Raw genomic sequence first — 14,758 nt, 5'->3', positions numbered from 1 at the left:
CTGTTGCCGTACGACGGTGGACCGGGCGGGGTCAGCTCAGGACGGGCGCCTCGAGCACGGCGAGGGTGCCGCCCAGGTAGGCCGCGCGGGAGGCCCGGCGCTGGATCTTGCCGCTGGAGGTCTTGGGGATGGTGCCCGGCTGGACGAGGACGACGTCCCGCACCGACAGGCCGTGGGCCTCGCCGATCCCGCTGCGGATGACGTCGATGATCTTCTCCGCCTCGGCCGCCGCGTCCGGGGCGATCTCGGCGACGATGACGGGCTGCTCGCCGCCCGCTCCCCCGTCGTCCCGTGCCAGGGAACCCGCGGCTTCCACGGATTCCACGGCTTCCACGGCTTCCACGGAGAACGCGGCGGTGCAACCGGGACGCAGTGCCGGATGGGCCATCTCGGCGGTCAGTTCCAGGTCCTGCGGATAGTGGTTGCGTCCGTCGATGACGATGAGGTCCTTCAGGCGCCCGGTGACGAACAGTTCGCCGTCCCGCAGGAATCCGAGGTCGCCGGTGCGCAGGAAGCGGCCCTCGTGCCCGGCCAGCGTCGCGCGGAAGGTCTCGCGGGTGGCCAGCGCGTTGCGCCAGTAGCCCTTGGTGACGCTCGCGCCGCGCACCCAGATCTCGCCGACCTCACCCTCGGGCAGTTCCTCGTGCCGTTCGGGGTCGGCGATGGCGACGGTGAGGTCCGGTCCGGGGCGGCCCGAGCTGACGGCCGCGGCGTCGGTCCGGCCGGCGTGCGGGCCGGTCTCGGGCGCCTGGAGCAGGGTGGGCGGGGTGTGGACCGTGCCGCCGGTGACCATGAGGGTGGCCTCGGCCAGGCCGTAGCAGGGGTAGAGGGCCTCGCGGCGGAAGCCGGCCGGGGCGAAGGTCTCGGTGAAGCGGCGCAGGGTGGCGGCGCGTACGGGCTCGGCGCCGTTGAACGCCACGCGCCAGCTGCTGAGGTCGAGGCCGTCGAGGAGTCCGGGGCCGGCGTGCTTGAGTGAGAGTTCGTACGCGAAGTTGGGGCCGCCGCTCGTATGCGGGCGGTAGCGGCTGATCGCGGTCAGCCAGCGCTGGGGCTGCTGCAGGAAGTGCAGCGGAGAGAAGAGGGTGGCGGTCGCGCCGAGGTAGACCGTGTTGAGGACGGGGCCTATGAGGCCCATGTCGTGGTACACGGGCAGCCAGCTGACGAACATCTCGTGGTCGTACTCGGCGAGGGCGTCCGGTGTGTGGCCCATGCGCTCGGTGATGACCCGCTCGTTGTCCAGCAGGTTTCCGTGGGTGACCATGACGCCGCGCGGGGCGGAGGTGGAGCCGGAGGTGTACTGGAGGAAGGCGACCGAGTCGGCGGTGAGGTCGGGCTCGCGCCAGGCGGCGGCAGCCTCGTCGGGGATGTCCTCGGTGGCGACGCAGGTGATGTCGGCGAGCTCCGGCAGGTGCTCCACCATGCCGGCCAGGGCCGTGATCACCTCGCGGCCGCCCAGGATCACCTTGGCGTCGGCGTCGGCGATGAGCCGCTTCATCCGGGTGAGGGCGCGGTGGTTCTGCGAACGGCCCTGGGGCGGGACGCCGGGGACGGCCACCACACCGGCCGAGAGACAGCCGAGGTAGCCGCAGATGAACTCGGGGCCGGGCGGGTACAGCAGCATGGCGCGGGAGCCGGCCAGGCCGCGCTCCTGAAGCCAGGCGGCGACGGCGTGGGACCGGTCGGCGAGACGGCCGTACGAGATCTCCTGGATCTCACCGTCACCGTCGCCGGTGACGAGGTAGCGGTAGGCGGTTCGGTCGGGGTGGTGGGCGGCGTGCTTGGTCAGCAGATCGACCAGGGATCGAACCATGTTGCGAGTCTCACCTGTCTGGATCGGTGGGCGAGGAACTGGAGTTCGAGGCTCAGCTGCTGGATGGACGCAGCAGCCTGATCGACCCGGGCCCCCTTGCCCGACCGTTCGTCCCGACGACTCGCCGAGGAGCGACGACGCTGATCCGCCGACTCCTCACATCCCCCGTGTGGCTTGCTACCGGCGAGCTGCACGATAGCAACTCCGTTCGGTCCGACGGGCCGAACGGGTGTAAACCCTACGTGTCCGAGCACAGCTCGCGCAGTGAAGTATGTCGCACACCCGATCGGCCGCATCCGGAGGGAACCAGTCCCGGACAGACGAGAGCCCGGACGCCACGGCTACCCGGGTGTCCGGGTCCCGCAGTTGTCCGGGCCGTTACGGTCGATCTCTCGGTCAGCCGCCGCTCAGCCGCCTGCGCAGGAGATCCTTGCCCAGTTCGGCGCCCTTGCGGCTGTCCGCCTGGGCCTTGCGGAACAGGTCGGCCACCTCGGTGTCCTTGCTGCGCTCCGCGTCCTCGATGTAGGTCTCCAACCGCAGCGCGTTGTTCAGGCACGCTTCGACGTACCAGATCAGGTTGTAGTCCTTGTCCTGCGTACCGGTCACGCCACCGGCCTCGGTGCCACTGGTCATGCCTGGCCTCCTCCGGCGTTCTCGTTTCTGGCCTCGCCGAGTACCCGTCGTCCGGCCCGGCACACACGACACCCCCAGGGGGCGGACAAAGACACCAACTCCCGTACGCCGTAGGCAATACAGACAGTCTCAGGCAGAAGCGAGCAGAGTTCCGGCAGTTGCGAAATCAAGTATCGATCGACCGTGCGAGATCGGTCGATGACGGTGTGTACTGTGCTGCGAACGCCTCGTCCCACGGCCGCGGACCGAGCGCTGCCCGACTGCCCCGAACCGACTTCCTGGGAAACCGACTCGATGATCGAACTACCGGACCTGGCGACCGGCGGTCTCGCCGTCGGCATGCTGTCCGCGCTCGCCCTGGGCGGCGGGTTGCTGCACGCACAGCGCCAACAGGCCAGGCAGCGGGCCGAGATCGCCGAACTGCGCCGCCAACTCGAAGGCGTGCTGCGCGCGTTCACATCGGAAGTGGAGCATCTGGCGACGCAGCGCGTCCCGGCCGCCGCACGTCAGCTGGCTCACCCCCATGTCGCCGTACCGGGCCCGCTGCATCCGCAGACCGCGAAGTCGCCGCTGGGACCCGCGCTGGAGAACGTGCTGAACGGGCTGCGCACGGAGCTGACCGCCCAGCGCACGCGCATCGACGCGGCGGCGCAGGCCGGTATGCGCGGGGCCACGCGCGAGATCCAGGCGGCCCTGTACCGGCTCCAGGACGCCCTGCGTCAGCTTCAACAGAAATACGACGAGCCGGAGTTGGCGCAGACCCTGTTCCAACTGGACCACGAGAACGAGCAGTCGCTGCGGCGGGCGCAGGTCGCGGCCGTGGTGTGCGGGGCGTGGGTCGGGCTCGCCCGGGAGGAGTCGCACCTGGTGGAGGCGGTGACCGGCGGCCAGGCCCGGCTCTCGGGATACCACCGGGTCCGGGTCCACAACCACCTGACCGCCGGCACCGCGCTCGTGTCCCACGCCGTGGAGCCCGTCGCCATCATCGTCGCCGAACTCCTCGACAACGCTCTGCGGCACTCCGCACCGGACACGGACGTCGTGGTCAACCTCGAGCACGTCCATCACGGCGTCTGCGTCACGGTCGACGACGCGGGCCTGGGCATGACCCCGGAGGAACGCACCCGCGCGCAGCGGCTGGTGGCGGATTCGCAGCCCATTCTCCTCACCGACCTCGGCGATCCGCCGCGCATGGGTCTCGCCGCGATCGGGCAGCTGACCAGGCAGTTCGATCTGAGCGTGGACGTGTCCTCGCCGTCTCCCTACGGCGGGGTCCGGGCGGTGCTGCGCGTCGACAGCCATCTGCTCAGCCATATCGACCCCGCCGAACGACCGCCCGCGGCAAGTGCGCCGCGCTCCACACGCACAGCCTCCCGGGACGAAGCCACCGCCGACACCGCAACCCAGGCATCCGTCAGCGAAGGCCCCGGGACCGAGGCATCCGCCGACGCGGCCCCGGGAACCGAGGCGTCCGGCGCCGCGCACGGATACGGCGCCGAGCAGGACGCCGATGCCGCCGGCCCCGTGTCCGGGCATCACGCGCCGAGCGACACGGGTGGTCTGCCCCGGCGCCGGCGTCGTGCGCAGGTAGCCGCGGCGGCGCGCGACATGCCCGCGTCTCGGCCCGCGGTACGCCGACCGGAGCGGGCCGCCGCCGCACTGGGTGCGCTGCAGGCGGGTACCGCGGCCGCCCGTTCCGCGGCCGACGAGGACGCCGACGACACCTCCGCCGTACCGAAGACCGAGCCGCGGAGCGAGGGTGCGGCGCAGCGGCCGGCCCAAGCCGCGGCGAACGACACCGAACAGACCGACCATGAAGGGGGAACGGCTCGATGACCAGCCGCGATACAGGAGAAACGGCGTGGGTGCTCGAACCGATCCTGCAGGTGCCGCACGTGGTCGCCGCCGTGCTGCTCACGCGGGACGGACTGGTGACCGGGTACACCGACGCGCTCACCCGGCCCTCGGCCGAGCGGGTGGCCGCGATCACCAGCACCGTGCAGGCGGCGTGCCGTACGGCGGCTGCCGCGTTCGCCGACCGGGAGGGCGCCGAGGTACGGCAGGTGGTGATCGAGTCGGACCACGGGTATGTGCTCATCGTGCCGACGGACCACGGCACCTGCGTGGCCGCCTACGGGGACGAGGAGGTGCGTCTGGACCTGCTCGCGCACCGGGTGCACTCGCAGGTGGCGCGGCTGGGCGAGAAGGCGATGGCCGCCGCGGCCCGAGGCGGCGACGGCGACGCACGGGCATGACGGGCCGCCGCGGCGGCCGTCCCCTGGTTCCCGCGTATCTGTCCACCGGCGGTGTGGCCCGGCCGAGCCGGCCCCAGCTGGAGCGGCTGTCGGTGCTCACGGGCACCGGCACCCCCGCGCCGACCGGTCTGCCGGCCGCCCAACTCGCCCTGCTGGACGCCCTGGACGCCGGGTCGCTGACGGTCGTGGAGGCCGCGGCGCTGCTGCGGCTGCCGGTGTCCGCGGTGCGTGTCCTGGCGGCCGAACTCGTCGACCGGGACCTGGCGCTGGCCCGTGCGCCGATCCCGCCCGCCGGACGCTTCGACCCCGACCTGCTGAAGAGAGTGGCCGATGGCCTTCGCGCCCTCAAGCACCACCCGTGACCCCGATGTCCGCGACACGGCAGGCCCGGCCGCGGACATCCACCTGCCCGACACCGCCCGCGACCTGGTCAAGATCCTGGTCGCCGGCCCGTTCGGCGTGGGCAAGACGACCCTGATCGACTCCGTCTCCGAGATCCGGCCCCTGCACACCGAGGAGCCGCTCAGTGAGGCGTCCGCACAGGTGGACGACCTCGCCGGGGTGCGGGACAAGACGACGACCACCGTCGCCGTCGACTTCGGCCGGATCAGCCTGCCCGGCGGGGTCGTGCTGTATCTGTTCGGCACGCCCGGGCAGGAGAGGTTCCGGGCGCTGTGGGACGACATCGCCTACGGCGCGCTGGGCGCCCTGGTCCTGGTCGACAGCCGGCGGATCGACGCGTCGTTCGACGTGCTGGGGCTGGTGGAGGAGACGGGGCTGCCGTACGCGGTCGCCTTCAACGCCTTTCCGGACGCGCCCCGGCACCACACCGAGGAACAGCTGCGCGCCGCCCTGGACCTGGAGGCGGGCACACCCATGGTGACCTGTGACGCGCGGGAGGCCGACTCGTCCGTCGACGCGCTGCTCGCGCTGGTCCAGCACCTGATCGACCGTCACGCTCCGGAGGACCGGTGACCACCCACTCCCCCGACCGGCAGGCCTTCACCCGCTCCGCCCCCGTGCGGCTGTGGGAGGACGGCTTCGCGCTGGACCCGTACCGCTACTACGACTCCCTGCGCGCCCAGGGTCCGGTCGGCTGGGCGGAGTTGGCGCCGGGCGTACCGGCGTACGTCGTCACCGACCGGCGGGCGGCGCTGGATCTGCTGCACGACACGGAAACGTTCTCGCACGACCCACGGCCGTGGGAGGCCACGGTCGCCGACGATTCGCCGATCCTGGGCATGATGCGCTGGCGGCCCAACACGCTGTTCGCCGACGGCGCGGCTCACGTCCGCTACCGCGCCGCACTGATCGACACCTTCGACCTGATCGAACCGCACGACCTGCGGGCGCGCGTGCACAGGGCGGTACGGGTGCTGGTGGGCCGGTTCGGTCCGAAGGGCGAGGCCGATCTGGTGGCCGAGTTCACCCGGCCGCTGATGGCGCTGGTGTTCAACAGTCTCTTCGGGATGCCCGACAGCCAGAGCGACCGGCTCAACGCCGCGCTGGGCAAGCTGATGGAGGGCGGCGCCGAAGCGGCCGAGGGCGAGGCGGAGTTCGGCGGCTACGTACTGGAGCTGATCGCGGCCAAGGCGCAGCGGCGGGGCGACGACCTGCCGAGCCGGCTGCTCGACCACCCCGCCGGGCTCACCCCCGAGGAGGTCACCTGGCAGGTGTTCCTCACCCTCGGCGCCGGGCACGAGCCGACGGCCAACCTGGTGTCGAACGCGCTCTCCCGCATCCTCGGCAACCCGCAGTACTACTCCACGCTCACCAGCGGCGCCCGTCCCGTGATGGACGCGGTCGTAGAGGTCCTCCATCACGAGACGCCGCTCGCCAACTACGGCATCCACTACGCCCGCAACCCGGTGTCCTTCCACGGCACGTGGATCAGGGCCGCGGTGCCGGTGGTCGTCTCCTACGGGGCGCTCGCGCACTTCGCCGCGCAGGAGGTCACCAGTGGACGCCACCCCAAGGACGCCTCGCACCTGTCCTGGTCGGCGGGCCCGCACGCCTGCCCGGTCCGGCAGCACACGCTGCTCATCGCCACCGAGGCGATCGAGCGGCTCACCCAGTGGCTGCCGGACCTGGAGCCGGTCCTGCCCCGGGAGCGCCTGGCCTGGCGGCCCGGCCCCTTCCACCGCTCGCTGACCTCACTGCCCGTCCGGTTCAGCCCCCGCTCCCCCGACCAGCCAGGAGTTCCGTCGTGACCGTGACCGACCGCACCGACCGCGTCGCCATCGACCCGTTCGGCGCCGACATCGCCGCTGAGAGCGCCCGGCTGCGCGCCCTCGGCCCGGTCGTGCCGGTGGAGCTGCCCGGCGGCATCCCCGCGTGGGCGCCCACGGGCTACGACACCCTGAAGAACCTCATCCTCGACCCGCGGGTCAGCAAGGACCCCCGACAGCACTGGCGGCTATGGCCCGAGATCGGCGAACACCCCTCCTGGGGCTGGATCCTGGGCTGGGTCGGCGTGATCAACATGCTGTCGACGTACGGCGCCGACCACACACGGCTGCGGAGGCTGGTCGCACCGAGCTTCACCCAGCGGCGCACGGAGAAGATGCGACCGCGGGTGGAGGCGATCACCGCGGAGCTGCTCAACGCACTCGACAAGGCCGGCGCGGACGACGCGAGCGGCGCGGTCGTCGACCTGAAGGCCGGGTTCGCCCACCCGCTGCCCATGCGGATGATCTGCGAACTGTTCGGGGTACCCGAGGAGTTGCGGGAGGACACCGCCGAGCTCATCGCGGCCATCATGGACACCTCCGACCCGAGCCCGGAGCACGCCGCGTTCGTGCAGCAGCAGATCGGCGCCGTGCTGGGGGCGCTGATCGCCCACCGCACCGAGCATCCCGGGGACGATCTGACGACCGAGCTGATCCGGGTGCGCGACGAGGACGGCGACCGGCTCAGCGACGAGGAGCTGGTGTACACGCTGCTCCTCGTGATCGGCGCCGGGTTCGAGACGACCGTCAACCTCATCGGCAACGCGGTCGTCGCCCTGCTGACCCACCCCGAGCAGCTGGCGGCCGTACGCTCGGGGGAAATCGGCTGGGACGCGGTCATCGACGAGACGCTTCGAGTGCATCCGTCGATCGCGTCCCTGCCCCTGCGGTTCGCCGTCACCGACATCGAGGTCGGCGACGTGACCATGGCCGCTGGGGACGCCATCATCACCACGTATGCCGCCGCCGGGCTGGATCCTGTGCACTACGGGCCGGACGCGGACAGCTTCGACGCGTCGCGCGGGGCCGACGACCATCTGGCGTTCGGGATCGGGGTGCACCGGTGCATCGGCGCTCCGCTCGCCCGCGTCGAGGCCCTGACGGCGTTGCCCGCCCTCTTCGACCGCTTCCCTGACCTGCAGCAGGCCGTCGGTGCGGACGAGCTGCGTCAGGTGCCGTCGTTCATCGCGTTCGGATGGCAGGAGATCTTGGTGCGGCTTCGGGCCTGAACGGCCTCGCGCGCGGGGACGCGACCGGTCCCCCGTTCCGGTCGTGCCCCCGCGGGAAGACGAACCTACGTCGACGGCGGAGGCGTTGGGTATCTCATTCGTGCCCGATGTGCCGCCCCCGGGACTCACCTGTGCACAAGTGAGTCCGGAAGGCCCGATTCCGGGGCGGGCAGGGCGGGCTGGTCCAGATCACCCACGGCGAGATGGGCCAGGACGACCTCGTACAGGTCGCTGCCGCCGGCGAGGAGCTGGCGTTCCAGAACGGGTTCCGCGCTGCGGACGTGCTCTCGGACGGTCTGGGCGTGCACGCCGAGGGTCTGCGCCGCACGTTCGGCGTTACCTCCCTCCGCGATCCAGGTGCGCAGGGTCCGGCGCAGGTCACGCGTGTCGTTGTCCAGGCGCGCGAGCACGTCGTGCGCCCAGGTGCGCAGGGCGGGCCCGGACAGCAGGTCACCCAGCGATGCCTGAGCAGCTTGCCCGCAACCCCCGGCGGCGGGTACGTCCGCCAGGCTCACCTGGGCGTTGAGTGCCAGATGGACCACGGCACGGGCGGTCAGGTCGGAGAAGTCCGTACCCAGCAGGGCTTCCACGCGTTCCATCCGGGCGCGGACGGTGTTGCGGCTGACGCCCAGGACCTTGGCCGCGCTCACGGCCGTGAACTCCAGGCCGAGCCGGGTGGTGGCGAGCAGTTCGGCGCGGGTGTGGTGCGCGAGGGTGTCGAGCGGGTGCAGCACCCGGGCCGCCCATTCGCGCAGCGGCGCCGGATCGATCAGGCGCTCGGGGTGGGTGCGTTCGGCGTAGACCGCGGCCTTCCCGGGGCGAAAGTGCGCCACGGCGAGGGCGCTCACTGCCTGCCCGTAGGCGGTGGCCGTGCGGGCCAGGCTCTGCCGGGCGCTGCCGCCGAGGAAGGTGCGCGGGCGGGGAGCGATCAGCGTCCGCAGTTCCCGGGCCGCGGCCTCGCCGGGCGTGACGACTATGACGTGCTCGTCCACCGCCGGGCACAGGACGACCAGCGCCTGCTCGCCGGTCACGTCGATGCACTCCTCGGCGAGCCGGTCGCGCTCCTGCACGGTGCACTCCACGACGTAGACGCAGGCGGAGTCCGTGTCCAGCAGTCCGGGCCACAGGCCCGCGGCGACGCGCCGCGCCGAGACGGTGTCCTCCACCATCAGCAACTGCAGGATCGCCAGCCGCAGATCGGACGTCGCCCGTTCGAGCCGGCGTCCGGCGGCGGTCGTCTCGCCCGCCTTCAGCAGCAGTTCGATGACCTGGACGGTGTGCGTGACGATGTCCGAGCTGCGCCGGTCGAAGGGGGTCTCGCGGGACACGCAGAGCACGCCCGCCGACGCCGGGTTCGGGTACGACACCCGGACCATACGCAGGTGTCGGCCCTGGCCCTCCCAGGCCGCCGACGCGATGCGACCGGCGGCGACGGCCGCGGCGAGGTCGTGGTCCACATCCGGTCGCGTGCCCGCGAGCAGCGCGCCCGTGTCGTCCTGCAGCGAAGCGGTGCCCTGCACGGCGTCCGCGAGCCAGGCGACGACCCTGCCCACGTCCCGCCCGTTCGGCCGCAGGTGGACCAGCAACTCCTCCGCCCACGCCGAGTCATCGTCGCTGCGCAGCCCCGTCCGACGGACCCCGTCCTCCCTGCCAGCCATGTCGGCCTTCACCTCGTCCTGCACGTCACTCACGGCATACCGCCCGGGACGTTACCTCACACGCCCTCATCAACGCCGTGCCGGACGGCCCGACCAGCCGAACCGATACATGGACGCACCAGCGACTTACGTGGCTGCGCAGCCGCCTTGCGTCCAGGGCATAGGCTCGGTGAATGGCGAAGTACTTCGACGTGCACCCAGACAATCCTCAGCCGCGCACCATCTCCCAGGTCGCCGACAGCGTCCGCGGGGGTGCGCTCATCGCGTATCCGACGGACTCCTGCTATGCGCTGGGCTGCCGGCTGGGCAGCCGTGACGGCATCGACCGGATCCGGACCATTCGCCGCCTGGACGACCGGCACCACTTCACCCTCGTCTGCCAGGACTTCGCACAGCTGGGCCAGTTCGTGCGGGTGGACAACGACGTGTTCCGTGCGATCAAGGCGTCCACGCCCGGCAGCTACACGTTCATCCTGCCCGCGACGAGGGAGGTGCCGCGCATGCTCCAGCACCCGAAGAAGAAGACGGTCGGCGTACGCATCCCGGACCACGTCGTCACTCACGCGCTGCTCACCGAGCTCGGGGAACCGCTGCTGTCCAGCACCTTGCTGCTGCCGGACGAGGACGAGCCGATGACCCAGGGCTGGGAGATCAAGGACCGGCTCGACCACGTGCTGGACGCGGTCGTCGACTCCGGGGACTGCGGCACCGAGCCGACGACGGTGATCGACTTCTCGGGCGGCGAGGCCGAGATCGTGCGGAAGGGAGCCGGGGACACGTCCCGGTTCGAGTAAAGCCGTTCCCAAGGGGGAGGGGCTGCCGCAGCCCGATTGCGTGGTGCCTGAAACCATGTGCGCGACCCGGGTTCCGCCGGGTCGGCGACGCGTTCGCCGTGGACCACGCAGAGAGGCAGCCCCATGACCTCCGTACAGGGAACAGACGTGGATGTCGCCACCGAGGACGGTGCAGCGGACGCCTACCTGGCCCACCCGGGCGACGGCCTTCCCCGGCCGGGTGTCCTCCTCTACCAGGACGCCTTCGGGCTGCGTCCGCAGCTGCGGTCGATGGCCGACCGGCTCGCCGGCGCCGGGTACGCGGTCCTCGTGCCGAACGTCTTCTACCGGCACGGGCGCAGCCCGGTGTTCGATCTGCCCGAGTTCATCGACCCCGCCACGCGGCCCGGGCTGTTCGACAGCATCGGCCCGGTGATGCAGTCCCTGACGCCCGAGCTCGCCATGCGGGACGCCGGCGCGTATCTGCGCTGGATGGCCGAGCGGCCCGAGTTCACCGAGGGCCCCGTCGCCCTCACCGGCTACTGCATGGGCGCCCGGCTCGCCCTGCGCACCGCCGGTGCCTACCCGGAGCGCGTGGCAGCCGCGGCCGGTTTCCACGGCGGGCAGCTGGCGACCGACGCGCCGGACAGCCCGCATCTGGCCGCCGAGCATGTCACCGCGGAGCTGTACTTCGGCCACGCCGACGCGGACCACTCGATGCCGCCCGAGCAGATGGAGCGCCTCGCCGCCGCGCTCGACGAGGCCGGGGTCCGCCACCGGTACGAGGTCTACGAAGGCGCCCACCACGGATACACGCAGGCCGACACCGCCGCGTACGACAAGAGCGCGGACGAGCGGCACTGGGCGGCGCTGCTCGATCTACTGAGGCGGACGTTCTGAGTCACTGTGCTCGGGGCTTGGCGCAGTCCGCGCGGACATCGCCGGGTCGAGGGCGGGCGGCTTTCGTGTCGGGCCGCCGAGGGCTAGGGTCCTGGTGCAGCGAGTCAGCCACGAGGAGCTGAGACATGGTCGGTCTTCCCGGCGCGCGTTGACGTCGTAGGCCCCGTCGGGCCTGTCATCGCGTGCTGCCCTTGATGGTGTGGCACAGCGAGCCCTCCCCTGCCCGAACCGTTGTGCGCCCTCGGGTGCGCCGGGTGAGGGCCTCGTTGTCGGCAACCCAAGGGATTCCTGTGCCGTCCCCTTCCCTCCCCGTATCCGATTCGGGTCGACCTGTCCCGTCAAGTCTGTGGCGGAACTCCGACTTCCGCAGACTTTGGCTGGGCCAGACCGCCTCCCAACTGGGCGAACACGCAAGTCTGGTGGTTCTGCCGCTCTTCGCCGTCCTGACGCTCCACGCCAGTGCCGGCCAGTTGGGCGCCCTTCGCGCGGTCGGGCAGATGCCGATCCTGTTGCTCTCGCTCTTCGTCGGCGCGTGGGTGGACAGGTGGCGGACCCGTACGACCATGGTGCTCGCGGACGTCGGTCGGGCACTGGCACTGGGCGCCGCCGCCTTGACCGGCCTGTTCGGTCTGCTCGGCCTGCCCGGCCTGCTCGCGCTCGCCTTCGCCGTCGGGTCGCTGTCCGTGTTCTTCGACGTGGCTTACCAGGCGTCTCTCGTACGACTGGTGGAGCGCGACCAACTGGTGCGGGGCAACAGCGCGCTCGAGGGCAGCCGGTCCGCGGCGCAGATCGGCGGTCCCGCTCTCGGCGGTGCGTTGGTATCGCTGCTGTCGGCGCCGGTTGCCGCCGCCTCCAGCGCGCTGTTCTTCGTGCTGTCGTTCCTGTCGATCCGGCGAATCCGCCGATCCGAATCGCTTCCGGAACGCCCGGAACGCCCGGAACGCCCGGAACAGCCTCCTGAGGTCCGGCGGCGGATTCATGAGGGCCTGCGTTTCGTCGCCGGCAGTACCGCGCTTCGTACCGTGTGCCTGGCCTCGGCCGCTTTCCAGTTCTCCTTCGCGGCCATGATGACCGTCTATCTGCTTTTCCTGCCGCGGGAACTGCATCTGTCGGGCACCGTCGTAGGGCTGGCGCTTGCTGCGACGGGGCCGGGTGCGCTGCTGGGTGCTCTGCTGGCCGCGCACCTGCCGCGCCGGTTCGGCCATGGTGTCGTGCTCGTGTGTGCGGCGGCACTAGGAGATGGTGTGTTCCTGTGTGTGCCTGCTCTGCACCACTCCTCCGCCACGACCGTTCCCGCGCTCCTTGCGGTCGGCTTCGTGTTCGGGTTCGGCGGCCAGTTGGTGAATGTCACGGTCATTGCCGTGCGCCAGGCCGTCACTCCCGACGGGATGCAGGGCCGCGTGGCCGCGACGATCACGTTCGTCGGCATGGGGTCGACCCCGCTCGGTTCCCTGCTCGGCGGATTCCTCGCCCAGGAGTGGGGGCTGCGCACAAGTCTCCTGGTGACGGCGGCCGGCATGCTGCTGTCCCCGGTGATCATGGCGCTGTCCCCACTCGCACTCCTGGGACGGGAACTCCCGGCCGCGCACGACGCGCCGCGGGCACCTACCGTGCCGGTGCGGGCTTGGTGGCGCGGACGATGGCGGAGTGCATGCCGTCGGCGACCGCGTGGGTCGGGGTGATCTCCACGTCGGTGAAGCCCGCGGTCTCCAGACCCTGCCGGTATTCGGCGAAGGACAGGGCGCCGGCGATGCAACCGGCGTAGTCGCCGCGCTCGGCCCGCTGCTGCGGGGTGAGGGCGTCGTCGGCGACGACGTCGGAGACGCCGATGCGGCCGCCGGGCCTGAGGACACGGAAGGTCTCGGCGAAGACGGCGGACTTGTCGACGGACAAGTTGATCACGCAGTTGGAGATCACCACGTCGATGCTGTCCGCGGGCAGCGGGATCGATTCGATGGCGCCCTTGAGGAACTCGACGTTGGCCGCACGCGCCTTCTCGGCGTTGGCGAGCGCGAGTCGGAGCATCTCGTCGGTCATGTCCAGCCCGTACACCTTGCCGGTGGGGCCGACGCGGCGGGCGGAGAGCAGGACGTCGATGCCGCCGCCCGAGCCGAGGTCGAGGACGCGGTCGCCCTCACGGAGCTCGGCGACGGCCGTGGGGTTGCCGCAGCCGAGGGAGGCGGCCACCGCTTCGGCGGGCAGCGCGTCGCGTTCGTCGGCCGCGTAGAGGGTGGAGCCGAAGTTCTCGTCGACCTCGACGGGCTGCGGCCCGCAGCAGGCGGTGCCGCCCTCGGTGACCTGCACGGCTGCCGCGGCGTATCGCAGGCGGACGGTCTCACGCAGGTCAGTGGACTGCTCAGTCATGTCTGACTCCTGGGTGACGGGGCGCAGTCACGCCCCGGACGGGCTTGTATTGATGTTCTTTGATGCAAGCTTGCGCCTTGGATCGAAGAACGTCAACATAGAGGCATGTCGAAACAAGAGCTCGAGGTGATCGGCCAGGACACGGACGGCGCCTGCTGCGGCCGGCTGGCGTCCGCACCGCTGGACGACGAGGGGGCGACGGAGCTGGCCAAGGTGTTCAAGGCGCTCGGGGACCCGGTCCGGCTGCGTCTGCTGTCGATGATCGCCTCACGGGAGGGCGGCGAGGTCTGCGTCTGCGAGATGACCCCCGCGTTCGACCTGTCCCAGCCGACGATCTCCCACCACCTCAAGCTGCTGCGCCAGGCCGGCCTGATCGACTGCGAACGCCGTGGCACGTGGGTGTACTACTGGGTGCTGCCGGGCGCCCTGGACAGTCTGGCCGGATTCCTCGCCAGCCCGCAGGCCGGTCGGGTGCCCGCATGACCGCCTCGCTCGGCCGACGCACCGCCGCGGAGGCACTCGGGACCGGGCTGCTGGTCACCGTCGTCGTCGGCTCCGGGATCCAGGCCACCGCGCTGTCGCCCGCATCGGCGTGCAACTCCTCGCCAACTCCCTGGCCACCGTGTTCGGCCTGGCCGTGCTGATCACGCTGCTCGGACCCGTCTCCGGCGCCCATTTCAACCCGGCCGTCACCTTGGCGGCCTGGTTCACGGGCCGGCGCACCGGCACCGGACCGTCCCTGCGGGAGGTCGCCGCATACGTCCCCGCCCAGGTGGCCGGTGCCGTCGGCGGGGCGATCCTCGCCGACGCCATGTTCGCGAGGCCCCTGGGCGGTTCTCCGCGCACGAGCGGTGCGGAAGGCCCACTCCAGATCCGTGAGGATCGCGCCGTGCCCGGCGCGGACCGTG

14 protein-coding genes and 1 pseudogene are annotated in these 14,758 nt (G+C 71.4%); 11 read left to right on the top strand and 4 right to left on the bottom strand.

Annotated elements, in window-relative coordinates; all coding sequences use genetic code 11:
• Positions 1-31: 31 nt before the first annotated feature.
• A complete protein-coding gene (locus tag ACFY5C_RS38325; RefSeq protein WP_389454032.1) occupies positions 32-1,810 on the bottom strand; it encodes a fatty acyl-AMP ligase in 1,779 nt (592 codons plus the stop codon).
• Positions 1,811-2,206: 396 nt separating this feature from the next.
• A complete protein-coding gene (locus ACFY5C_RS38320; RefSeq protein WP_389454029.1) occupies positions 2,207-2,443 on the bottom strand; it encodes a hypothetical protein in 237 nt (78 codons plus the stop codon).
• A gap of 294 nt (positions 2,444-2,737) precedes the next feature.
• On the opposite strand from ACFY5C_RS38320, the gene ACFY5C_RS38315 reads away from it, so the two are divergent.
• Genes ACFY5C_RS38315 through ACFY5C_RS38290 form a run of 6 tightly spaced genes read left to right on the top strand, consistent with a single transcriptional unit; the run spans position 2,738 to position 8,155 of the window.
• On the top strand, positions 2,738-4,279 hold the full coding sequence (locus ACFY5C_RS38315) for an ATP-binding protein (RefSeq protein WP_389454026.1): 1,542 nt from the start codon (positions 2,738-2,740) through the stop codon (positions 4,277-4,279).
• Entirely contained in the window at positions 4,276-4,698 is a 423-nt protein-coding gene (locus tag ACFY5C_RS38310) for a roadblock/LC7 domain-containing protein (protein ID WP_389454022.1), read from the top strand. The genes ACFY5C_RS38315 and ACFY5C_RS38310 overlap by 4 nt, the downstream gene beginning before the upstream one ends.
• Positions 4,695-5,060: a DUF742 domain-containing protein gene (locus ACFY5C_RS38305; RefSeq protein WP_369268978.1), complete on the top strand. Its 366-nt coding sequence runs from the start codon at positions 4,695-4,697 to the stop codon at positions 5,058-5,060. The genes ACFY5C_RS38310 and ACFY5C_RS38305 overlap by 4 nt, the downstream gene beginning before the upstream one ends.
• Complete coding sequence (locus ACFY5C_RS38300) at positions 5,029-5,673, top strand: ATP/GTP-binding protein (protein WP_389454019.1); 645 nt, start codon at positions 5,029-5,031, stop codon at positions 5,671-5,673. The genes ACFY5C_RS38305 and ACFY5C_RS38300 overlap by 32 nt, the downstream gene beginning before the upstream one ends.
• A complete protein-coding gene (locus ACFY5C_RS38295; RefSeq protein ID WP_389454017.1) occupies positions 5,670-6,908 on the top strand; it encodes a cytochrome P450 in 1,239 nt (412 codons plus the stop codon). The genes ACFY5C_RS38300 and ACFY5C_RS38295 overlap by 4 nt, the downstream gene beginning before the upstream one ends.
• On the top strand, positions 6,905-8,155 hold the full coding sequence (locus tag ACFY5C_RS38290) for a cytochrome P450 (protein WP_389454014.1): 1,251 nt from the start codon (positions 6,905-6,907) through the stop codon (positions 8,153-8,155). The genes ACFY5C_RS38295 and ACFY5C_RS38290 overlap by 4 nt, the downstream gene beginning before the upstream one ends.
• Before the next feature lie 125 nt (positions 8,156-8,280).
• Here ACFY5C_RS38290 and ACFY5C_RS38285 read toward each other — a convergent pair whose 3' ends face one another.
• Positions 8,281-9,813 carry a helix-turn-helix domain-containing protein gene (locus tag ACFY5C_RS38285; protein ID WP_389454079.1) on the bottom strand — a complete coding sequence of 511 codons (1,533 nt, stop codon included), beginning with the start codon at positions 9,811-9,813 and terminating at the stop codon, positions 8,281-8,283.
• 173 nt (positions 9,814-9,986) lie between these two features.
• Here ACFY5C_RS38285 and ACFY5C_RS38280 point away from each other — a divergent pair, with 173 nt between their 5' ends.
• The 3 genes from ACFY5C_RS38280 (at position 9,987) to ACFY5C_RS38270 (ending at position 13,168) form a co-directional block, all read left to right on the top strand.
• Positions 9,987-10,607, top strand: coding sequence for an L-threonylcarbamoyladenylate synthase (locus ACFY5C_RS38280; RefSeq protein WP_389454011.1), 621 nt, complete (start codon positions 9,987-9,989; stop codon positions 10,605-10,607).
• Positions 10,608-10,730: 123 nt separating this feature from the next.
• Positions 10,731-11,486: a dienelactone hydrolase family protein gene (locus ACFY5C_RS38275; protein WP_389454008.1), complete on the top strand. Its 756-nt coding sequence runs from the start codon at positions 10,731-10,733 to the stop codon at positions 11,484-11,486.
• Positions 11,487-11,830: 344 nt separating this feature from the next.
• Positions 11,831-13,168, top strand: coding sequence for an MFS transporter (locus ACFY5C_RS38270; protein WP_389454076.1), 1,338 nt, complete (start codon positions 11,831-11,833; stop codon positions 13,166-13,168).
• Here ACFY5C_RS38270 and arsM read toward each other — a convergent pair.
• The gene (gene arsM, locus ACFY5C_RS38265) at positions 13,092-13,850 is read right to left on the bottom strand and encodes an arsenite methyltransferase (protein ID WP_389454005.1); all 759 of its coding nucleotides are present in this window, start codon (positions 13,848-13,850) and stop codon (positions 13,092-13,094) included. The genes ACFY5C_RS38270 and arsM overlap by 77 nt on opposite strands.
• A 105-nt stretch (positions 13,851-13,955) precedes the next feature.
• Here arsM and ACFY5C_RS38260 point away from each other — a divergent pair, with 105 nt between their 5' ends.
• Together ACFY5C_RS38260 and ACFY5C_RS38255 are read left to right on the top strand one after the other, a co-directional pair.
• A complete protein-coding gene (locus ACFY5C_RS38260; protein WP_389454002.1) occupies positions 13,956-14,333 on the top strand; it encodes an ArsR/SmtB family transcription factor in 378 nt (125 codons plus the stop codon).
• Positions 14,330-14,679: pseudogene (locus tag ACFY5C_RS38255) on the top strand (aquaporin); the annotation flags it as partial. The gene ACFY5C_RS38260 and the pseudogene ACFY5C_RS38255, both read left to right, overlap by 4 nt.
• Positions 14,680-14,758 lie beyond the last annotated feature (79 nt).

This window comes from Streptomyces sp. NPDC012935 (genome assembly GCF_042900345.1).
GTDB lineage: Bacteria > Actinomycetota > Actinomycetes > Streptomycetales > Streptomycetaceae > Streptomyces.
Note: the sequence above shows the minus strand (reverse complement) of the source record. Positions and strands in the feature narration are given on the sequence as shown.

Excerpts from the sequence above, each read along its gene's own strand:
- ACFY5C_RS38310 (WP_389454022.1), top strand. The coding sequence starts at position 4,276 with ATGACCAGCCGCGATACAGGAGAAACGGCGTGGGTGCTCGAACCGATC.
- ACFY5C_RS38305 (WP_369268978.1), top strand. The coding sequence starts at position 4,695 with ATGACGGGCCGCCGCGGCGGCCGTCCCCTGGTTCCCGCGTATCTGTCC.
- ACFY5C_RS38300 (WP_389454019.1), top strand. The coding sequence starts at position 5,029 with ATGGCCTTCGCGCCCTCAAGCACCACCCGTGACCCCGATGTCCGCGAC.
- ACFY5C_RS38280 (WP_389454011.1), top strand. The coding sequence starts at position 9,987 with ATGGCGAAGTACTTCGACGTGCACCCAGACAATCCTCAGCCGCGCACC.
- ACFY5C_RS38275 (WP_389454008.1), top strand. The coding sequence starts at position 10,731 with ATGACCTCCGTACAGGGAACAGACGTGGATGTCGCCACCGAGGACGGT.
- ACFY5C_RS38325 (WP_389454032.1), bottom strand. The coding sequence starts at position 1,810 with ATGGTTCGATCCCTGGTCGATCTGCTGACCAAGCACGCCGCCCACCAC.
- ACFY5C_RS38315 (WP_389454026.1), top strand. The coding sequence starts at position 2,738 with ATGATCGAACTACCGGACCTGGCGACCGGCGGTCTCGCCGTCGGCATG.
- arsM (WP_389454005.1), bottom strand. The coding sequence starts at position 13,850 with ATGACTGAGCAGTCCACTGACCTGCGTGAGACCGTCCGCCTGCGATAC.
- ACFY5C_RS38320 (WP_389454029.1), bottom strand. The coding sequence starts at position 2,443 with ATGACCAGTGGCACCGAGGCCGGTGGCGTGACCGGTACGCAGGACAAG.
- ACFY5C_RS38260 (WP_389454002.1), top strand. The coding sequence starts at position 13,956 with ATGTCGAAACAAGAGCTCGAGGTGATCGGCCAGGACACGGACGGCGCC.
- ACFY5C_RS38285 (WP_389454079.1), bottom strand. The coding sequence starts at position 9,813 with ATGGCTGGCAGGGAGGACGGGGTCCGTCGGACGGGGCTGCGCAGCGAC.